This window comes from Enterobacter sp. Acro-832 (genome assembly GCF_011752745.1).
Taxonomy (GTDB): Bacteria; Pseudomonadota; Gammaproteobacteria; order Enterobacterales; family Enterobacteriaceae; genus Enterobacter; species Enterobacter quasiroggenkampii.
The window spans coordinates 1-16,647 of record NZ_VWWX01000011.1 but is presented as its reverse complement, the minus strand read 5'-3'; the positions used below and the strand labels follow the sequence as shown (position 1 = coordinate 16,647).

General features: G+C 56.7%; 15 protein-coding genes and 2 tRNA genes. 5 read left to right on the top strand and 12 right to left on the bottom strand.

Annotation, left to right across the window (positions count from 1 at the left end; translation table 11 throughout):
• Positions 1-4 precede the first annotated feature (4 nt).
• Positions 5-1,489, top strand: a complete 1,485-nt coding sequence (gene gppA, locus F3J31_RS22425) for a guanosine-5'-triphosphate,3'-diphosphate diphosphatase (RefSeq protein WP_032654053.1) — start codon at positions 5-7, stop codon at positions 1,487-1,489.
• A gap of 51 nt (positions 1,490-1,540) precedes the next feature.
• Here the strand turns inward: gppA and rep are convergent, their stop codons facing one another.
• Positions 1,541-3,565 carry a DNA helicase Rep gene (gene rep / locus F3J31_RS22420; RefSeq protein ID WP_008501569.1) on the bottom strand — a complete coding sequence of 675 codons (2,025 nt, stop codon included), beginning with the start codon at positions 3,563-3,565 and terminating at the stop codon, positions 1,541-1,543.
• An 85-nt stretch (positions 3,566-3,650) separates the two neighbouring features.
• Here rep and ppiC point away from each other — a divergent pair, with 85 nt between their 5' ends.
• A complete protein-coding gene (gene ppiC / locus F3J31_RS22415; RefSeq protein ID WP_008501570.1) occupies positions 3,651-3,932 on the top strand; it encodes a peptidylprolyl isomerase PpiC in 282 nt (93 codons plus the stop codon).
• 86 nt (positions 3,933-4,018) lie between these two features.
• Here the strand turns inward: ppiC and ilvC are convergent, their stop codons facing one another.
• Positions 4,019-5,494 carry a ketol-acid reductoisomerase gene (gene ilvC / locus F3J31_RS22410; protein ID WP_021242831.1) on the bottom strand — a complete coding sequence of 492 codons (1,476 nt, stop codon included), beginning with the start codon at positions 5,492-5,494 and terminating at the stop codon, positions 4,019-4,021.
• Positions 5,495-5,646: 152 nt separating this feature from the next.
• Here ilvC and ilvY point away from each other — a divergent pair, with 152 nt between their 5' ends.
• On the top strand, positions 5,647-6,537 hold the full coding sequence (gene ilvY / locus F3J31_RS22405) for an HTH-type transcriptional activator IlvY (protein WP_008501572.1): 891 nt from the start codon (positions 5,647-5,649) through the stop codon (positions 6,535-6,537).
• A gap of 45 nt (positions 6,538-6,582) precedes the next feature.
• Here ilvY and ilvA read toward each other — a convergent pair whose 3' ends face one another.
• From ilvA to ilvL, 7 genes are all read right to left on the bottom strand, one after another.
• The gene (gene ilvA, locus F3J31_RS22400; RefSeq protein ID WP_167215616.1) at positions 6,583-8,127 is read right to left on the bottom strand and encodes a threonine ammonia-lyase, biosynthetic; all 1,545 of its coding nucleotides are present in this window, start codon (positions 8,125-8,127) and stop codon (positions 6,583-6,585) included.
• A gap of 2 nt (positions 8,128-8,129) precedes the next feature.
• Positions 8,130-9,980 (bottom strand): dihydroxy-acid dehydratase, encoded by a 1,851-nt coding sequence (gene ilvD, locus F3J31_RS22395; RefSeq protein WP_167215613.1) that lies wholly within the window; start codon positions 9,978-9,980, stop codon positions 8,130-8,132.
• Positions 9,981-10,040: 60 nt separating this feature from the next.
• Positions 10,041-10,970 carry a branched-chain-amino-acid transaminase gene (ilvE, locus tag F3J31_RS22390; RefSeq protein WP_023309654.1) on the bottom strand — a complete coding sequence of 310 codons (930 nt, stop codon included), beginning with the start codon at positions 10,968-10,970 and terminating at the stop codon, positions 10,041-10,043.
• An 18-nt stretch (positions 10,971-10,988) separates the two neighbouring features.
• Entirely contained in the window at positions 10,989-11,252 is a 264-nt protein-coding gene (ilvM, locus tag F3J31_RS22385) for an acetolactate synthase 2 small subunit (RefSeq protein WP_006179206.1), read from the bottom strand.
• Positions 11,249-12,895, bottom strand: a complete 1,647-nt coding sequence (ilvG, locus tag F3J31_RS22380; RefSeq protein ID WP_167215610.1) for an acetolactate synthase 2 catalytic subunit — start codon at positions 12,893-12,895, stop codon at positions 11,249-11,251. The genes ilvM and ilvG overlap by 4 nt, the downstream gene beginning before the upstream one ends.
• 2 nt (positions 12,896-12,897) lie before the next feature.
• A complete protein-coding gene (gene ilvX / locus F3J31_RS23310; protein WP_166792073.1) occupies positions 12,898-12,948 on the bottom strand; it encodes a peptide IlvX in 51 nt (16 codons plus the stop codon).
• A gap of 86 nt (positions 12,949-13,034) precedes the next feature.
• Positions 13,035-13,133, bottom strand: a complete 99-nt coding sequence (gene ilvL, locus F3J31_RS22375; protein WP_001311244.1) for an ilv operon leader peptide — start codon at positions 13,131-13,133, stop codon at positions 13,035-13,037.
• 340 nt (positions 13,134-13,473) lie between these two features.
• Here ilvL and F3J31_RS22370 point away from each other — a divergent pair, with 340 nt between their 5' ends.
• Positions 13,474-14,994, top strand: coding sequence for a YifB family Mg chelatase-like AAA ATPase (locus tag F3J31_RS22370; RefSeq protein ID WP_167215607.1), 1,521 nt, complete (start codon positions 13,474-13,476; stop codon positions 14,992-14,994).
• Between the two features lie 29 nt (positions 14,995-15,023).
• On the opposite strand, the gene F3J31_RS22365 is transcribed toward F3J31_RS22370, so the two are convergent.
• Positions 15,024-15,362, bottom strand: coding sequence for a DUF413 domain-containing protein (locus tag F3J31_RS22365; RefSeq protein ID WP_008501577.1), 339 nt, complete (start codon positions 15,360-15,362; stop codon positions 15,024-15,026).
• A gap of 118 nt (positions 15,363-15,480) precedes the next feature.
• On the opposite strand from F3J31_RS22365, the gene hdfR reads away from it, so the two are divergent.
• Positions 15,481-16,302: an HTH-type transcriptional regulator HdfR gene (gene hdfR, locus F3J31_RS22360; RefSeq protein WP_032675646.1), complete on the top strand. Its 822-nt coding sequence runs from the start codon at positions 15,481-15,483 to the stop codon at positions 16,300-16,302.
• A 97-nt stretch (positions 16,303-16,399) separates the two neighbouring features.
• On the opposite strand, the gene F3J31_RS22355 is transcribed toward hdfR, so the two are convergent.
• Positions 16,400-16,475: transfer RNA gene (locus tag F3J31_RS22355), tRNA-Trp, on the bottom strand.
• A gap of 53 nt (positions 16,476-16,528) precedes the next feature.
• Positions 16,529-16,605 (bottom strand) — tRNA-Asp (locus tag F3J31_RS22350).
• Positions 16,606-16,647 lie beyond the last annotated feature (42 nt).

Here is a 16,647-nt window from a genome sequence, read left to right as displayed (position 1 = left end):
AAATATGCTCAGCTCCACCTCGCTTTATGCAGCAATCGATCTCGGTTCGAATAGTTTTCATATGCTGGTTGTGCGCGAGGTGGCAGGAAGCATACAAACGCTGACGCGCATTAAGCGCAAGGTCCGCCTCGCGGCGGGCCTGAGCAGCGACAATCACCTCTCACCTGAAGCCATGGAACGTGGCTGGCAGTGTCTGCGACTCTTTGCCGAGCGTCTGCAGGATATCCCGCATGCCCAAATCACCGTCGTCGCCACCGCGACACTCCGCCTGGCGGTTAACGCCGTGGATTTTATTGCCAGAGCGCAGGAAATTCTCGGTTGCCCGGTTCAGGTTATCAGCGGTGAAGAAGAAGCTCGCCTGATTTATCAGGGGGTTGCACATACCACGGGGGGTGACGATCGCCGCCTGGTGGTGGATATCGGCGGTGCCAGTACCGAGCTGGTGACCGGCACCGGCGCGCAGGCAACCTCGCTGTTCAGCCTGTCGATGGGCTGCGTGACCTGGCTTGAGCGCTACTTTACCGATCGTAATCTGGGTAAAGAGAACTTCGACGAGGCAGAAAATGCGGCGCGCGAGGTGCTACGTCCCGTCATGGACGAGCTGCGCTATCACGGCTGGAAAGTGTGCGTGGGTGCGTCGGGTACCGTGCAGGCCCTGCAGGAAATCATGATGGCGCAGGGAATGGACGAGCGGATTACGCTTGCCAAGCTTCAGCAGCTAAAACAGCGCGCCATTCAATGTGGACGCCTTGAAGAGCTGGAAATTGAAGGCCTGACGCTCGAACGCGCGCTGGTTTTCCCGAGCGGGCTGGCCATTCTGATCGCCATTTTCACCGAGCTGAATATCCAGTGTATGACCCTGGCCGGCGGCGCGCTGCGTGAAGGTCTGGTCTACGGGATGCTGCATCTGTCAGTCGATCAGGACATCCGCAGCCGTACCCTGCGCAACGTGCAGCGTCGTTTTCTGGTTGATATCGATCAGGCAGGACGCGTATCGCAGCTGGCGTCACGCTTCGCCGATCAGGTCGCTAACGTCTGGGATCTTGAACCACTGAGCCGCGATTTACTGCTGAGCGCCTGTGCGCTCCATGAAGTGGGGCTGAGTATTGATTTTAAGCAGGCTCCTGCTCATGCAGCGTATCTGGTGCGCAACCTGGATTTACCGGGCTATACACCCGCACAGAAAAAATTGCTGGCAACGCTGCTGCTGAACCAGACCAATGCCGTTGATCTCTCGTCTTTGCATCAGCAAAACGCCGTACCGCCGCGCGTGGCCGAACATCTGTGCCGCCTGCTGCGTCTGGCGATTCTGTTTGCCAGCCGCCGTCGCGATGATTTGCTGCCTGCGATCGGCCTGGTGGCTGATGACGAAAAACTGTCGCTGACGCTGCCGGAAAACTGGATTGAACGTCACCCGCTTGGGGCAGAGATGATCGATCAGGAGTGCCAGTGGCAGAGCTATGTGCACTGGGTGCTGGAAGTGAAGTAATACGCTGAACATTGCCGGGTGGCGGCTTCGCCTTACCCGGCCTACTCATCATTATCCTTTCTCTTTGGCTTTTGCCAGCATGGCGCGAATGTTCGCCACGTTAGCCTGCCCCTTGTGCATCCGCTCTTCCGCAGTAATCACTTTGCGTTCCTGCTCCCAGATCAGGTCATCCTGCGGCAGTTCCAGCAGGAAACGGCTCGGCTCCGGGCGAACGAGCTCACCGTACTGACGGCGCTCTTTACACAGCGTGAACGTTAGCTCCTTCTGCGCGCGGGTGATCCCCACGTAGGCCAGACGGCGCTCCTCGTCGACGTTGTCTTCATCAATGCTGCTCTGATGCGGTAACAACCCCTCTTCCATGCCGACCAGATAGACATACGGGAACTCGAGACCTTTTGACGCATGCAGCGTCATCAGCTGTACCTGATCGGCCTCTTCTTCGCTCTCGCCACGCTCCATCATGTCGCGCAGGGTAAAGCGAGTGACGACCTGCGTCAGGGTCATCGGCTCGTCGATTTCAGAGCCCTCCAGCATTTCGGTCATCCAGCTGAAGAGCTGGTTAACGTTCTTCATGCGCATCTCAGCGGCTTTCGGGCTGGCCGAGGTTTCGTACAGCCAGGACTCATAGTCGATGCCGTGAATGAGATCGCGCACCGCCGCCACCGGCTCGCGCTCCGCGAGACGCTGCACTTCGCCGAGCCAGTGGGTGAATCGCGTTAACGAATCATAGCCGCGACCGGTTAACGTCTGGCTTAGCCCCATGTCGAAGCTGGCGGTAAACAGGCTTTTGTTACGCGTCATCGCCCACTCGCCGAGTTTTTGCAGCGTCGCAGGGCCAATCTCGCGTTTTGGCGTATTCACAATACGCAGAAACGCGCTGTCGTCATCCGGGTTAGTGAGTACGCGCAGATAGGCCAGCAGGTCTTTGATTTCTGGCCGTGAGAAGAACGAGGTCCCGCCCGAGATTTTGTACGGAATGCGGTTCTGCATCAGCATCTTTTCAAAGACGCGCGACTGGTGATTCCCGCGATAGAGGATCGCGTAATCCTTATATTCGGTTTTATTGACGAAGTGATGGGCGATCAGTTCACCGGTGACGCGCTCCGCTTCATGCTCTTCGTTGTTGGCGCTGAGCACTTTCAGCTCCGTCCCGTAGCCCAGCTCGGAGAAGAGACGCTTCTCAAACACGTGCGGGTTATTGGCAATCAGGATGTTTGCTGCCTTCAGGATACGCCCGGAGGAGCGGTAGTTCTGCTCCAGCTTAATCACCTGCAGCGCCGGGAAATCTTTGCTCAGCAGAACCAGGTTTTGCGGACGCGCGCCGCGCCAGGAGTAAATTGACTGGTCATCATCGCCGACCACAGTGAAACGCGCGCGCTGCCCCACCAGCAGCTTCACCAGCTCGTACTGGCTGGTATTGGTGTCCTGATACTCATCCACCAGCAGGTAACGGATTTTGTTCTGCCAGCGCTCGCGAACCTCTTCGTTACGCTGCAGCAGCAGCGTCGGCAGCAGGATCAGGTCGTCGAAGTCCAGCACGTTGCACGCTTTCATGTGCGCATCGTACAGACCATAGCAGTGGGCAAAGATGCGATCCCGTTCGCCTTTGGCGATCGCCGCGGCCTGGGCCGGGGTCATCAGATCGTTTTTCCAGTTTGAGATCGTCGAGATCAGCTGCTGCAACAGCACCTTGTCATCTTCGATCAGCCCCTCGGTGAGCTCTTTGAGCAACGCCACCTGGTCGGTGTCATCAAAGAGCGAGAAGTTGGACTTCATGCCCAGCGCCGCATACTCGCGTTTGATGATATCCAGCCCCAGCGTGTGGAAGGTGGAGATCATCAGGCCCCGGGCCTCTTTGCGCCCCAGCGTCTGGCCGACACGCTCTTTCATCTCACGCGCCGCTTTATTGGTAAACGTCACCGCCGCAATATGCCGGGCCTGATAGCCACAGCCGCGGATCAGGTGCGCAATTTTGTTGGTGATCACGCGGGTTTTACCGGATCCAGCCCCCGCCAGCACCAGACACGGTCCGGTGACAAATTCGACGGCTTGTTGTTGTCCGGGGTTTAAACGCATAAATGATCACTCAATGAAAGTCAGGAGGGGAGAATAACAGCGTGGTAGTATAGCGAGCCTAATCCATACCACTCAAGGCACGATCATGGCAAAAACAGCAGCAGCACTGCATATTCTTGTTAAAGAAGAGAAACTGGCTCTGGATCTTCTGGAGCAGATCAAAAACGGCGCCGACTTCGGCAAACTGGCGAAGAAGCACTCCATCTGTCCGTCAGGCAAACGCGGCGGCGATCTGGGTGAATTCCGCCAGGGTCAGATGGTACCGGCGTTCGATAAAGTGGTCTTCTCCTGCCCGGTACTGGAGCCAACCGGCCCGCTGCACACGCAGTTCGGCTACCACGTGATTAAAGTGCTGTATCGCAAATAAAAAAGCCGGGTGGCGGCTGCGCCTTACCCGGCCTACATCTTACGGTTTTGTAGGTCGGGTAAGCGAAGCGCCACCCGACAAAGTTGTTAACCCGCTACCGCGATACGCTTCATATCGGTCATGTAGCCACGCAGTTTGTGGCCCACTTTCTCGATCTGGTGGCTGCGAATGGCTTCGTTTACATCGCGCAGCTGCGCGTTGTCCACGGCACCTTCTGCAATCGCTTTACCCAGATCGCCCGTCTGCAGAGTAGTCATAAACTCTTTCAGCAGCGGTACGCAGGCGTAAGAGAACAGGTAGTTACCGTATTCTGCGGTATCAGAGATCACCACGTTCATTTCGTACAGACGCTTACGGGCGATGGTGTTCGCAATCAGCGGCAGCTCGTGCAGTGATTCGTAGTACGCAGACTCTTCGATGATGCCGGAATCCACCATGGTTTCGAACGCCAGCTCAACGCCCGCTTTCACCATCGCGATCATCAGGACGCCTTTATCGAAGTACTCCTGCTCGCCGATTTTACCTTCATACTGTGGTGCGGTTTCGAACGCGGTTTTACCGGTCTCTTCACGCCAGGTCAGCAGTTTTTTATCGTCGTTCGCCCAGTCCGCCATCATGCCGGAAGAGAACTCGCCGGAGATGATGTCGTCCATATGTTTCTGGAACAGCGGCGCCATGATGGTTTTCAGCTGTTCAGACAGCGCGTAAGCACGCAGTTTTGCCGGGTTGGACAGACGGTCCATCATCAGCGTAATACCGCCCTGCTTCAGCGCTTCGGTGATGGTTTCCCAGCCGAACTGAATCAGTTTTTCCGCGTATGCCGGGTCGGTACCCTCTTCCACCAGCTTATCGAAGCACAGCAGAGAACCGGCCTGCAGCATGCCGCACAGAATGGTCTGCTCACCCATCAGGTCAGATTTCACTTCGGCAACGAAGGAAGATTCCAGAACGCCCGCACGGTGGCCGCCGGTCGCCGCTGCCCATGCTTTGGCAATCGCCATACCTTCGCCTTTCGGATCGTTTTCCGGGTGTACCGCGATCAGGGTCGGCACGCCGAAACCACGCTTGTACTCTTCACGTACTTCGGTACCCGGGCACTTCGGTGCCACCATCACCACGGTGATGTCTTTACGGATCTGCTCGCCTACTTCAACGATGTTAAAGCCGTGGGAGTAACCCAGCGCGGCACCGTCTTTCATCAGCGGCTGTACGGAACGCACTACGTCAGAGTGCTGCTTGTCCGGCGTCAGGTTAACCACCAAATCCGCCTGCGGGATCAGCTCTTCGTAGGTACCCACTTTGAAGCCGTTTTCGGTCGCTTTACGCCATGAAGCGCGCTTCTCGGCAATCGCTTCTTTGCGCAGGGCGTAGGAGATATCCAGACCGGAGTCACGCATGTTCAGGCCCTGGTTCAGACCCTGTGCGCCACAGCCGACGATGACCACTTTTTTACCCTGAAGGTAGCTTGCGCCATCGGCAAATTCGTCGCGCGCCATGAAGCGGCATTTGCCCAGCTGCGCCAGCTGCTGGCGCAAGTTCAGTGTATTAAAGTAGTTAGCCATGGGTGATACCTCGTGATGTTGTGTGTCTTATTGTTCGGTTCGCTTTTCAGCGAGAATGTACCCACATTACAACAGGAAATTTATTGCGGAAATTGATATATTCACAACGTCACATTGCAATTTTTGCAATGTAAAAAGAGGGAGTGGAATCGGTGGATTTACGCGATCTGAAAATGTTTCTTCACCTGGCGGAAAGCCGTCATTTTGGCCGCAGCGCGCGGGCGATGCACGTCAGCCCCTCCACGCTTTCACGCCAGATCCAACGCCTTGAGGAAGACCTTGGCCAGCCGCTGTTCGTGCGCGATAACCGCACCGTCACCCTCACGGAAGCGGGCGAAGAGCTGCGCATTTTTGCCCAGCAGACGCTGTTGCAGTACCAGCAGCTGCGGCACTCTATCGATCAGCAGGGGCCGTCACTCTCCGGTGAACTGCATATTTTTTGCTCCGTGACCGCCGCCTACAGCCATCTGCCGCCCATCCTTGACCGCTTTCGCGCGGCGCATCCGTCAGTTGAAATTAAGCTCACTACCGGTGACGCCGCCGACGCAATGGAAAAAGTGGTGACGGGCGAAGCGGATCTCGCCATTGCCGGGAAGCCGGAAACCCTGCCGGGCGCGGTAGCGTTCTCGATGCTGGAGAATCTGGCGGTGGTGTTGATTGCCCCGGCGCTGCCCTGCCCGGTGCGTAACCAGGTGTCGGTGGAAAAACCGGACTGGTCGACGGTGCCGTTTATCATGGCCGATCAGGGGCCGGTGCGACGTCGCATTGAGCTGTGGTTCCGCCGCCAGAAAATCAGCAACCCGTCGATTTACGCTACCGTCAGCGGTCATGAGGCGATGGTGTCGATGGTGGCGCTCGGCTGCGGCGTGGCGCTGCTACCGGAAGTGGTGCTGGAAAACAGCCCGGAACCGGTGCGCAATCGCGTGATGATTCTGGAGCGCAGCGACGAGAAGACGCCGTTTGAGCTTGGCGTGTGCGCACAAAAAAAGCGGCTGCATGAGCCGCTTATTGATGCGTTCTGGACGATATTGCCGAACCACTGAAGCCGGGTGGCGCTACGCTTACCCGGCCTACGTGCAGCTCGACCACTAGCCTGCCAGGAAGAACCGGAACGCCGGGTTATGGGTTTCGTCGTGACACTCATAGCCCAGCTCGTTCAGCCGCGTTTCGAAATCGGGCTCGTGCTCGCCCAGTTCAAACGCCGCCAGCACGCGCCCGTAGTCGGTGCCGTGGCTGCGGTAGTGGAACAGAGAGATGTTCCAGTGCGTGCCCAGCGTGTGCAGGAACTTGAGCAGCGCGCCCGGCGATTCCGGGAACTCAAAGCTGAACAGGCGTTCTTTGAGCGGCTTCGAAGGGCGGCCGCCGACCATGTAACGCACGTGCAGCTTCGCCATCTCATCGTCGGAGAGATCGACCACGCTATAGCCGCCCTCATGCAGTAGGTTGAGGATCTCTTTGCGCTCCTCCACGCCACGGCTCAGACGCACGCCGACAAAAATGCAGGCATCTTTGGCATCGGCAAAACGGTAGTTAAATTCCGTCACCGAACGACCGCCCAGCAGCTGACAGAACTTCAGGAAGCTGCCCTTCTCTTCCGGAATGGTCACCGCCAGCAGCGCTTCACGCTGTTCGCCCAGCTCGCAGCGCTCGGACACGTAGCGAAGACCGTGGAAGTTCACGTTGGCACCGGAAAGCACGTGCGCCAGACGCTCGCCGCGGATGTTGTTCTGTGCGATGTATTTTTTCATGCCCGCCAGCGCCAGCGCGCCGGACGGTTCCGCCACCGCACGCACGTCTTCGAACAGATCTTTCATCGCCGCGCAGATGGCATCGCTATCCACCGTGACGATATCGTCGAGATATTCCCGGCACAGGCGGAACGTTTCGTCGCCAATACGCTTCACCGCCACGCCCTCGGCAAACAGCCCGACGCGCGGCAGGTCGACCGGATGCCCGGCATCCAGCGCCGCTTTCAGGCAGGCGGAGTCTTCCGCTTCCACGGCAATGACTTTGATCTGCGGCATCAGCTGTTTGATCAGCACCGCCACGCCTGCGGCTAAACCGCCGCCGCCAACCGGGACAAAAACGCGGTCGAGATGGGCATCCTGCTGCAGCAGTTCAAGCGCCAGCGTCCCCTGCCCGGCAATCACCATCGGGTGGTCGAACGGCGGCACCCAGGTGAACCCCTGCTGCTGCGCCAGCTCAATCGCTTTGGCTTTGGCTTCGTCAAAGTTGGCCCCGTGGAGTAAGACTTCGCCGCCGAAACCGCGCACCGCGTCGACCTTGATGTCTGCGGTAGCAACCGGCATCACAATCAGCGCTTTCAGACCCAGGCGAGCAGACGAGAACGCCACGCCTTGCGCATGGTTACCTGCCGAGGCGGTAATCACGCCGCGCGCTTTTTGCTCGTCGGTCAGGCCGGCCATCATCGCGTAGGCGCCGCGTAGCTTAAAGCTGTGCACCGGCTGGCGGTCTTCGCGCTTCACCAGAATGACGTTGTCGAGGCGCGAAGAGAGTTTTTCCATTTTCTGCAGGGGGGTGACCTGCACGGCTTCATAGACCGGCGCGCGCAGCACCGCTCTCAGGTACTCCGCCCCCTCAGGGGCGGCGGATAAGGGTTGCGACTCGGCCATCGTTAGCCCCCAAGTTTCGATTTATCGCGCACCGCGCCTTTATCTGCACTGGTGGCAAGGCTCGCGTAGGCGCGCAGGGCGAAGGAGACTTCACGCTGACGGTCTTTCGGCGTCCAGGCTTTGTCGCCGCGCGCTTCCTGCGCTTCACGACGGGCCGCGATTTCCTGGTCGCTCAGCTTGAGCTGAATGCCGCGATTCGGAATGTCGATTTCGATCAGGTCGCCGTCTTCGATGATGGCGATGTTGCCGCCGCTTGCCGCTTCCGGCGAGACGTGACCGATGGAGAGACCGGAGGTGCCGCCGGAGAAACGCCCGTCGGTGATCAGCGCGCAGGCTTTACCGAGGCCCATGGATTTCAGGAAGGTGGTTGGGTAGAGCATCTCCTGCATACCCGGGCCGCCTTTTGGCCCTTCATAACGGATGACCACCACGTCGCCTTCCACCACTTTACCGCCCAGGATAGCGTCTACCGCTTCATCCTGACTTTCGTACACTTTCGCCGGACCGGTGAATTTCAGGATGCTGTCGTCCACGCCAGCGGTCTTCACGATGCAGCCATTTTCCGCAAAGTTACCGTACAGCACGGCCAGACCGCCGTCTTTGCTGTAGGCGTGTTCCAGCGAGCGGATGCAGCCTTCGGCGCGGTCATCGTCCAGGGTGTCCCAGCGGCAATCCTGCGAGAATGCCTGCGTGGTACGAATACCGGCAGGACCGGCGCGGAACATTTTTTTCACCGCGTCGTCTTTGGTCAGCATCACATCGTACTGGTCCAGCGATTCCGGCAGCGTCAGGCCGAGCACGTTTTTCACGTCACGGTTCAGCAGCCCGGCGCGATCCAGCTCGCCGAGGATACCGATGACGCCACCGGCACGGTGCACGTCTTCCATGTGGTACTTCTGCGTACTTGGCGCGACCTTACACAGCTGCGGCACTTTACGGGAGAGCTTGTCGATGTCACTCATGGTGAAGTCGATTTCGGCTTCCTGCGCGGCGGCCAGCAGGTGCAGAACGGTGTTGGTGGAACCGCCCATGGCGATATCCAGGGTCATGGCGTTCTCGAATGCCGCTTTACTGGCGATGCTGCGCGGCAGCGCGCTGGTGTCGTCCTGCTCGTAGTAGCGCTTAGTCAGTTCAACGATACGTTTACCGGCATTGAGGAACAGCTGCTTACGGTCGGCATGGGTCGCCAGCAGCGAGCCGTTGCCCGGTTGAGACAGACCCAGCGCTTCGGTCAGGCAGTTCATGGAGTTCGCCGTGAACATACCGGAACAGGAGCCGCAGGTCGGACACGCGGAGCGTTCCACCTGATCGCTCTGCTCGTCAGAAACCTTCGGATCCGCCCCCTGAATCATCGCATCGACCAGGTCGAGCTTGATGATTTTGTCGGAGAGCTTGGTTTTCCCCGCTTCCATTGGGCCACCGGAGACGAAGATCACCGGAATATTCAGGCGCAGGGAGGCCATCAGCATCCCCGGGGTGATTTTGTCGCAGTTGGAGATACAGACCATCGCATCGGCGCAGTGGGCGTTAACCATGTACTCCACCGAGTCGGCGATCAGCTCGCGCGACGGCAGTGAATAGAGCATGCCCCCGTGGCCCATCGCGATACCGTCATCCACCGCAATGGTGTTGAACTCTTTCGCCACGCCGCCGGAGGCCTCGATTTGCTCGGCAACCAGCTTACCCAGATCGCGCAGGTGCACATGGCCCGGGACGAACTGGGTGAAGGAGTTCACCACGGCGATAATTGGCTTGCCGAAATCGGCGTCGGTCATTCCGGTGGCGCGCCACAGTGCGCGGGCACCCGCCATGTTACGGCCGTGGGTGGTGGTGGCTGAACGATACTTAGGCATGCTTTATTTACTCCCGTCTGACTATGTAATGGGACGGTGCGTGCCGTCCCAAATTTATATTTAGTGATTAACCTGATCCAACCAGCCGTATTTATCTTCTGTTTCGCCGGTGAAGAGGCCAAAGAACGCTTGCTGAATGCGTTTGGTGACCGGGCCACAGCGGCCTTCGCCCACCTGGATACCGTCTACGCTGCGTACCGGCGTGATTTCAGCCGCGGTACCGGACATAAACACTTCATCGGCCAGATAGAGGGATTCGCGGGACAGCACCTGCTCGCGCACTTCGATACCGAGGTCTTTCGCCAGCTTGATGATGGCGTCACGGGTGATGCCCGGCAGCGCAGACGAGGTAAATGGCGGCGTAAACAGAATGCCGTCTTTCACTTCAAACAGGTTTTCACCTGCGCCTTCGGAGATGTAGCCATTCACGTCGAGCGCGATACCTTCCTGGTAGCCGTGACGTCGCGCTTCGCTGCCGACCAGCAGGGAAGAAAGGTAGTTACCGCCCGCTTTAGCCGCGGTCGGGATGGTGTTGGGTGCAACGCGGTTCCAGGAAGAGACCATTGCGTCGATCCCCTGCTCCAGGGCTTCTGCGCCCAGGTAGGCACCCCACGGGAACGCGGCAATGATCACATCCGTGGTATAGCCCGCCGGCGGGTTCACGCCCATACCGACGTCGCCCACGAAGACCAGCGGACGAATATAGGCGCTGGTCAGGTTGTTCTTACGGATCACGTCGCGGCAGGCTTCCATCAGCTCATCCACGCTCTGAGATACCGGGAAACGATAAATTTTGGCTGAGTCATGCAGACGCTGCATGTGTTCGCGATGGCGGAACACCACTGGCCCTTTGTGAGAATCGTAGCAGCGGATGCCTTCAAACACGGAGGTACCGTAATGCAGCGCGTGGGACATCACGTGGACCTTCGCGTCCTCCCAGCGAACCATCTCACCGTTGAACCAAATGTAATCAGCTTTTTTTGTCGTCATTTTTTCGTCCTGTCACGCTTAAGCGCGGATTTGTTGTGATGTGGTTGTGCTCTGGCAGATGGCAACATGGGCAACGTCTACCAGCTTTGATAACTGACTAAACAGTAAGTCGACCGACCGCGGGCTGGCAACGGTTAATTCGATACTGATGTTTTGGGCGTCAGTGGCCGTCTCCATATTCATAGAGCAAATCTGAAAACCACGATGACGCACCACACGCAAAACGCGCTCTAAGGTTTCCGGGTTGAAGCGAGCCTGTACGGCGACCTGATGCTGCATCATGATAATTTCTCCATCATTTGTGAGTTACTGGCACCAGGCGGTACCAGCGGCCAGACGTTCTCGAGTTCGTCGATTGAGACATGAAGCAGGTAAGGCCCCTCGCTGTTCAGCATGGTGTCGAGCGCCGCTTCAACCTGATCTTTACGGGTGATGTGCTGACCAGGGATGCCAAAGGCGCTGGCCAGCGTGAGGAAATCGGGGTTATCGGTAAGGGTCGTTTCGCTGTAACGCTCCTGGAAGAACAGCTGTTGCCACTGGCGAACCATCCCTAAACGCTGATTGTCGAGCAAGACGATTTTCAGCGGTAACTGCTTGCGCTTAACGGTGCCGAGCTCCTGAACGTTCATCATGAAGGAGCCGTCACCGGAGATACAGATTACGGTATCGTTCGGGCGGGCAACCTGTGCGCCAACGGCGGCTGGCAGACCGAAGCCCATCGTCCCTAACCCGCTGGACGTGATGAAATTCTCCGGACGGGTGTAGGTCATGTGCTGGGCTGACCACATCTGATGCTGGCCGACATCGGTCGTCACCACGCTGTTTGCCGGTTTACGGTCGGACAACTGCTTCAACAACAGCGGCGCGTAGATGGCCTCGCCCGGATGATCGTAACGCCAGGCATGTTCAGCGCGCATATCGGCGGTGTGCTGACGCCATGCGTTGATATCCAGCGGCTGCTGCAACGCCGGTAACAGCGCGTTGAGATCGCCCTGCAGCGCGACGTGCGCCTGACGCAGCTTATTCATCTCCGCCGGGTCGATATCCATATGGATGACTTTGGCGTTCGGCGCAAAGGTATTCAGCTTGCCGGTAACGCGGTCGTCAAAACGGGCACCGACGGCGATGAGCAGATCGCACGCCTGCACCGCCAGGTTTGCCGCTTTAGTGCCGTGCATCCCGAGCATGCCCAGATAGTACGGGTAGTCTGCATCTACAGCACCCAACCCTTTCAGCGTGCAGGTGGCAGGCATTTGCGTTATCGCAATAAATTCACGCAGGGCGGGAACGGCCTGCGCCATGCCTACGCCACCGCCAACGTACAGCATCGGCTGTTTTGCCTGCGCCAGCATCTGACGCGCCTCTTCAACTGCCGCATGCGGAAACGCATCGTCGCTTCGAACGGTGGAGAAGTGCGGATCCAGTTCGCCGAGTGCGACCTGGATATCTTTCGGGATATCCACCAGAACCGGGCCAGGGCGGCCGGAGCTGGCTACCTCGAATGCTTCAGCCATGACGCGCGGCAACTCTTCCAGAGACTGAACAAGGAAACTGTGTTTGGTGCAGGCCAGCGATAAACCCAGTACATCGACCTCCTGAAAAGCGTCGGTACCGATGAACGGAGACGCCACCTGCCCGGTGATGGCAACAACGGGAACAGAATCCAGCAGCGCGTCAGCCAGGCCGGTGATCAGGTTAGTTGCGCCAGGGCCTGACGTCGCCATACACACGCCGGTTTTACCGGTCGCGCGGGCGTAACCAATGGCCGCCATCACTGCGCCCTGCTCGTGTCGGCACAAGAGATGTTCCACGCCGCCGTCATACAGTGCATCGTAAATCGGCATAATTGCGCCACCTGGATAACCGAATACTGTCTCGACTCCCTGCGCGCGCAACGCATGTACTACCCACTGTGCCCCATTCATAGTTAGTTCCCCGTCATAAATCGGGAGAAACAGAATTTTGTGCTAGTCGTCATTCTCTGCTCCTCATCTGCGTTTTTTAGTCATAAAAAAACCCCCGGACCTTTCGGTGCGGGGGTCTTAGTTCGTTAAGGCTTGATTTCTAAGCCTTTCCTCGTCCAAGTGCAGCCCCGCACGGTGGGATAATAATCACCACCACGCTAATCACGACCAGGCTAATCACTCGTAGAAGGGCTGTCATTTTCAGTTCTTTTTGCATCTTGTTCGAAGGAATACCTAAAGAGGTATCACAGTTTTCAAATTAAACACAAGATTTATTTATGACGGATTTGGTTAGCCCGCGAATCATATTTCTTAAAAGCGTTGTTTTATATACGGAAATTAGAAAATGAATATTTTTCATTTTTTTACTGTGGTGCTAACCGTCAAAACAGGATTTTTTCGTTCTGCGAGGAGCGTTCCACGATTATGAAATTGTTGCAATGCACCATTAAAATCCCTGAACAAGCGGCGTAAATTCACGAAATGGCAATAAACAAACATAACGAGCACTGACATAGTCACACCAGGAGGTAGTGCAAATGTCACTGTCAGTTGTTTATACGCGTGCGGCCCTCGGGGTAAAGGCACCGCTTGTTTCCGTAGAGGTGCATTTGAGTAATGGGCTGCCCGGACTCACGCTTGTCGGGTTACCTGAAACGACGGTTAAAGAAGCCAGGGATCGCGTCCGTAGCGCAATAATAAATAGTGGTTATACCTTCCCTGCGAAGAAGATCACCATCAACCTTGCTCCCGCCGACCTGCCTAAAGAAGGGGGACGATACGATTTACCTATCGCAATTGCCCTTCTCGCGGCTTCTGAGCAGCTTAATACGACAAGGCTAGGCTCGTATGAGTTCGTGGGTGAACTCGCGCTCACAGGCGCGCTGAGAGGCGTTCCCGGCGCGATATCGGGAGCGCTGGAGGCCATACGAGCAGGCCGGCAAATCATTGTGGCCAATGAAAACGCATCAGAAGTGAGTCTTATCGCGGAAAAAGGATGCCTCATCGCGGGACATTTACAGGAAGTTTGTGCCTGGCTGGAAGGACGACATGAACTGTCCGAACCGGAGGAGTGTGACGAGGTTATAACCGACGTCCCGGAGGATCTCAGCGAGATTATGGGACAGGAGCAAGGGAAGCGGGCGCTGGAGATTACGGCCGCAGGTGGACACAATCTTCTGTTGATTGGCCCGCCAGGTACGGGGAAAACGATGCTGGCGAGCAGGCTGAGCGGGCTGCTTCCGCCGCTTAATAATCATGAAGCGCTGGAAAGCGCTGCCATCTATAGCCTCATCAGTTCTGCATCGTTGCAAAAACAGTGGCGCCGTCGTCCTTTTCGTTCCCCACATCATAGCGCTTCACTGACGGCGATGGTCGGCGGCGGGTCTATCCCCGGGCCGGGTGAGATCTCACTGGCGCACAATGGCATTTTGTTTCTCGATGAGCTGCCCGAGTTTGAGCGCCGCGTGCTGGATGCGCTGAGAGAACCTATTGAATCTGGCGAAATACATATCTCGCGCACGCGGGCCAAAATAAGCTATCCCGCGCAGTTTCAACTGGTTGCTGCGATGAATCCCAGCCCGACGGGCCACTACCAGGGCAACCATAACCGCTGTACGCCAGAGCAGACGCTGCGCTATCTGGGAAAGTTATCCGGTCCGTTCCTCGACCGTTTCGATTTATCTCTCGAAATCCCGCTTCCTCCTCCGGGCCTGCTCAGGCAGACGGGCATCACGGGTGAAAGCTCTGCGAAGGTACGCGAGCGGGTGATCGCCGCCCAGGCACGACAGTACACTCGCCAGAACAGGCTAAATGCGCGGCTGGATAATGCCGGGATCCGGCAGTTTTGTGCCCTTAACAGTGAGGATGCGGTATGGCTGGAGGAGACGTTGACGCGCTTTGGGCTATCTATACGTGCGTGGCAGCGTTTGCTAAAAGTGGCCAGAACCATTGCTGACGTGGAGGGATGTACTGACATTGAGAGGAAACACTTGCAGGAGGCGCTGAGCTATCGCGCTATCGATCGTTTGCTGCTGCATCTGCAGAAGTTGCTGGCATAAAAAAGGGGCCGTAGCCCCTTCTTATCATCTTAGTCATCAGACTCGGTGTAGTCTTCTGCACCTTCCATCTGCGGCTTACCGCCAGACAGCGTATGGAAGCGCTTTGGACGCTTAATGCGTGCCATATACTTGATCCACACACGTTCCGCTTCAGACTGCGGCTCACGCTCACCACGGCAAACAGAAACAAACTGTTTTTCGTCTTCGGTTGCAGGTTCACGCTTACCCAGATCCAGCTCGTTAAAGGCATAACCATGGCGCTCAAGCAGTTGAGCTTCTTTGATGGTGAAATCGCCGTGACGAGAGAACCCGCGCGGATAATGTTTATTGTCGAAAAAACGATTAGTCGTCGTAAAGCTTTCCGCCATCCTACACGCTCCTAATTCTTTGGCCGAGCTATTTATGGCGCGGAGTATTAGTTACGCTTGACAGAGTGTAAAACAAAACATTTAAATCATAACGACAAATAATTTTGCGGAGAAAGATGTGGATACGGAATTGCTTAAAACTTTCCTTGAAGTGAGCAGAACACGCCACTTTGGGCGAGCAGCGGAAGCCCTTTACCTGACGCAGTCAGCAGTCAGTTTTCGTATTCGACAGCTGGAAAATCAACTGGGTGTGAATCTTTTTACCCGCCATCGCAACAATATTCGCCTCACGCCCGCTGGTGAAAAACTGCTGCCGTACGCAGAAACGCTGATGAATACCTGGCAGGCGGCACGCAAAGAGGTTGCACATACTTCGAGGCATAATGAGTTCTCGATAGGGGCCAGCGCTTCCCTGTGGGAATGTATGCTAAGTCAGTGGCTTACCCGGCTTTATCAATCTCATAGCCACCTGCAATTTGAAGCCAGGATTGCGCAACGGCAGTCGCTGGTTAAGCAACTTCATGAGCGTCAGCTTGATCTTCTGATCACAACCGAAGCCCCCAAGATGGACGAATTTAGCAGCCAGATCGTCGGTCAGTTTGGCCTGGCGCTTTATGCCTCTGAACCGTCGATGATGAAGGCAGACCTGACCTATTTGCGCCTCGAATGGGGGCCAGATTTTCAGCAGCATGAGACGGGATTGATTGCACCTGATGATGTTCCACAGTTAACGACCAGCTCTGCGGAGATCGCCTGTCAGCAACTGCCCTTGCTGAGAGGTTGTACCTGGTTACCTGTTCGCTGGGCAGACACTAAAGCGGGGCTGCATACGGTGTTGGATTCCACAACGCTTACCAGACCGCTGTATGCGATTTGGCTGCAAAACAGTGATAAGCAGTCACAGATAAAAGATCTGTTAAAAATCAATGTAATGGATTGATACATCAGCCAGCGGAATGCTGGCTGAATAGTAAGAAGAGGCGTTTTTACAGGATTACGGGCAAAAAAAATCCTTTGCCGAAGCAAAGGATTATATATGGCAGGGGCGGAGAGACTCGAACTCGCGACACCCGGTTTTGGAGACCGGTGCTCTACCAACTGAGCTACGCCCCTAAAGTTTTTTGCCATTAAGCCTGCCAGTAAGGCAGGCTTAATGTCTTAATAAGTGGCGGAACGGACGGGACTCGAACCCGCGACCCCCTGCGTGACAGGCAGGTATTCTAACCGACTGAACTACCGCTCCACCGAAGACTGCTTGTAACCACCGGATTAATGCACCGGCTTA

Coding starts and splice junctions, on each gene's coding strand:
- gppA (WP_032654053.1), top strand. CDS start 5: ATGCTCAGCTCCACCTCGCTTTATGCAGCAATCGATCTCGGTTCGAAT.
- rep (WP_008501569.1), bottom strand. CDS start 3,565: ATGCGTTTAAACCCCGGACAACAACAAGCCGTCGAATTTGTCACCGGA.
- ppiC (WP_008501570.1), top strand. CDS start 3,651: ATGGCAAAAACAGCAGCAGCACTGCATATTCTTGTTAAAGAAGAGAAA.
- ilvC (WP_021242831.1), bottom strand. CDS start 5,494: ATGGCTAACTACTTTAATACACTGAACTTGCGCCAGCAGCTGGCGCAG.
- ilvA (WP_167215616.1), bottom strand. CDS start 8,127: ATGGCCGAGTCGCAACCCTTATCCGCCGCCCCTGAGGGGGCGGAGTAC.
- ilvD (WP_167215613.1), bottom strand. CDS start 9,980: ATGCCTAAGTATCGTTCAGCCACCACCACCCACGGCCGTAACATGGCG.
- ilvE (WP_023309654.1), bottom strand. CDS start 10,970: ATGACGACAAAAAAAGCTGATTACATTTGGTTCAACGGTGAGATGGTT.
- ilvM (WP_006179206.1), bottom strand. CDS start 11,252: ATGATGCAGCATCAGGTCGCCGTACAGGCTCGCTTCAACCCGGAAACC.
- ilvG (WP_167215610.1), bottom strand. CDS start 12,895: ATGAATGGGGCACAGTGGGTAGTACATGCGTTGCGCGCGCAGGGAGTC.
- ilvL (WP_001311244.1), bottom strand. CDS start 13,133: ATGACAGCCCTTCTACGAGTGATTAGCCTGGTCGTGATTAGCGTGGTG.
- F3J31_RS22370 (WP_167215607.1), top strand. CDS start 13,474: ATGTCACTGTCAGTTGTTTATACGCGTGCGGCCCTCGGGGTAAAGGCA.
- F3J31_RS22365 (WP_008501577.1), bottom strand. CDS start 15,362: ATGGCGGAAAGCTTTACGACGACTAATCGTTTTTTCGACAATAAACAT.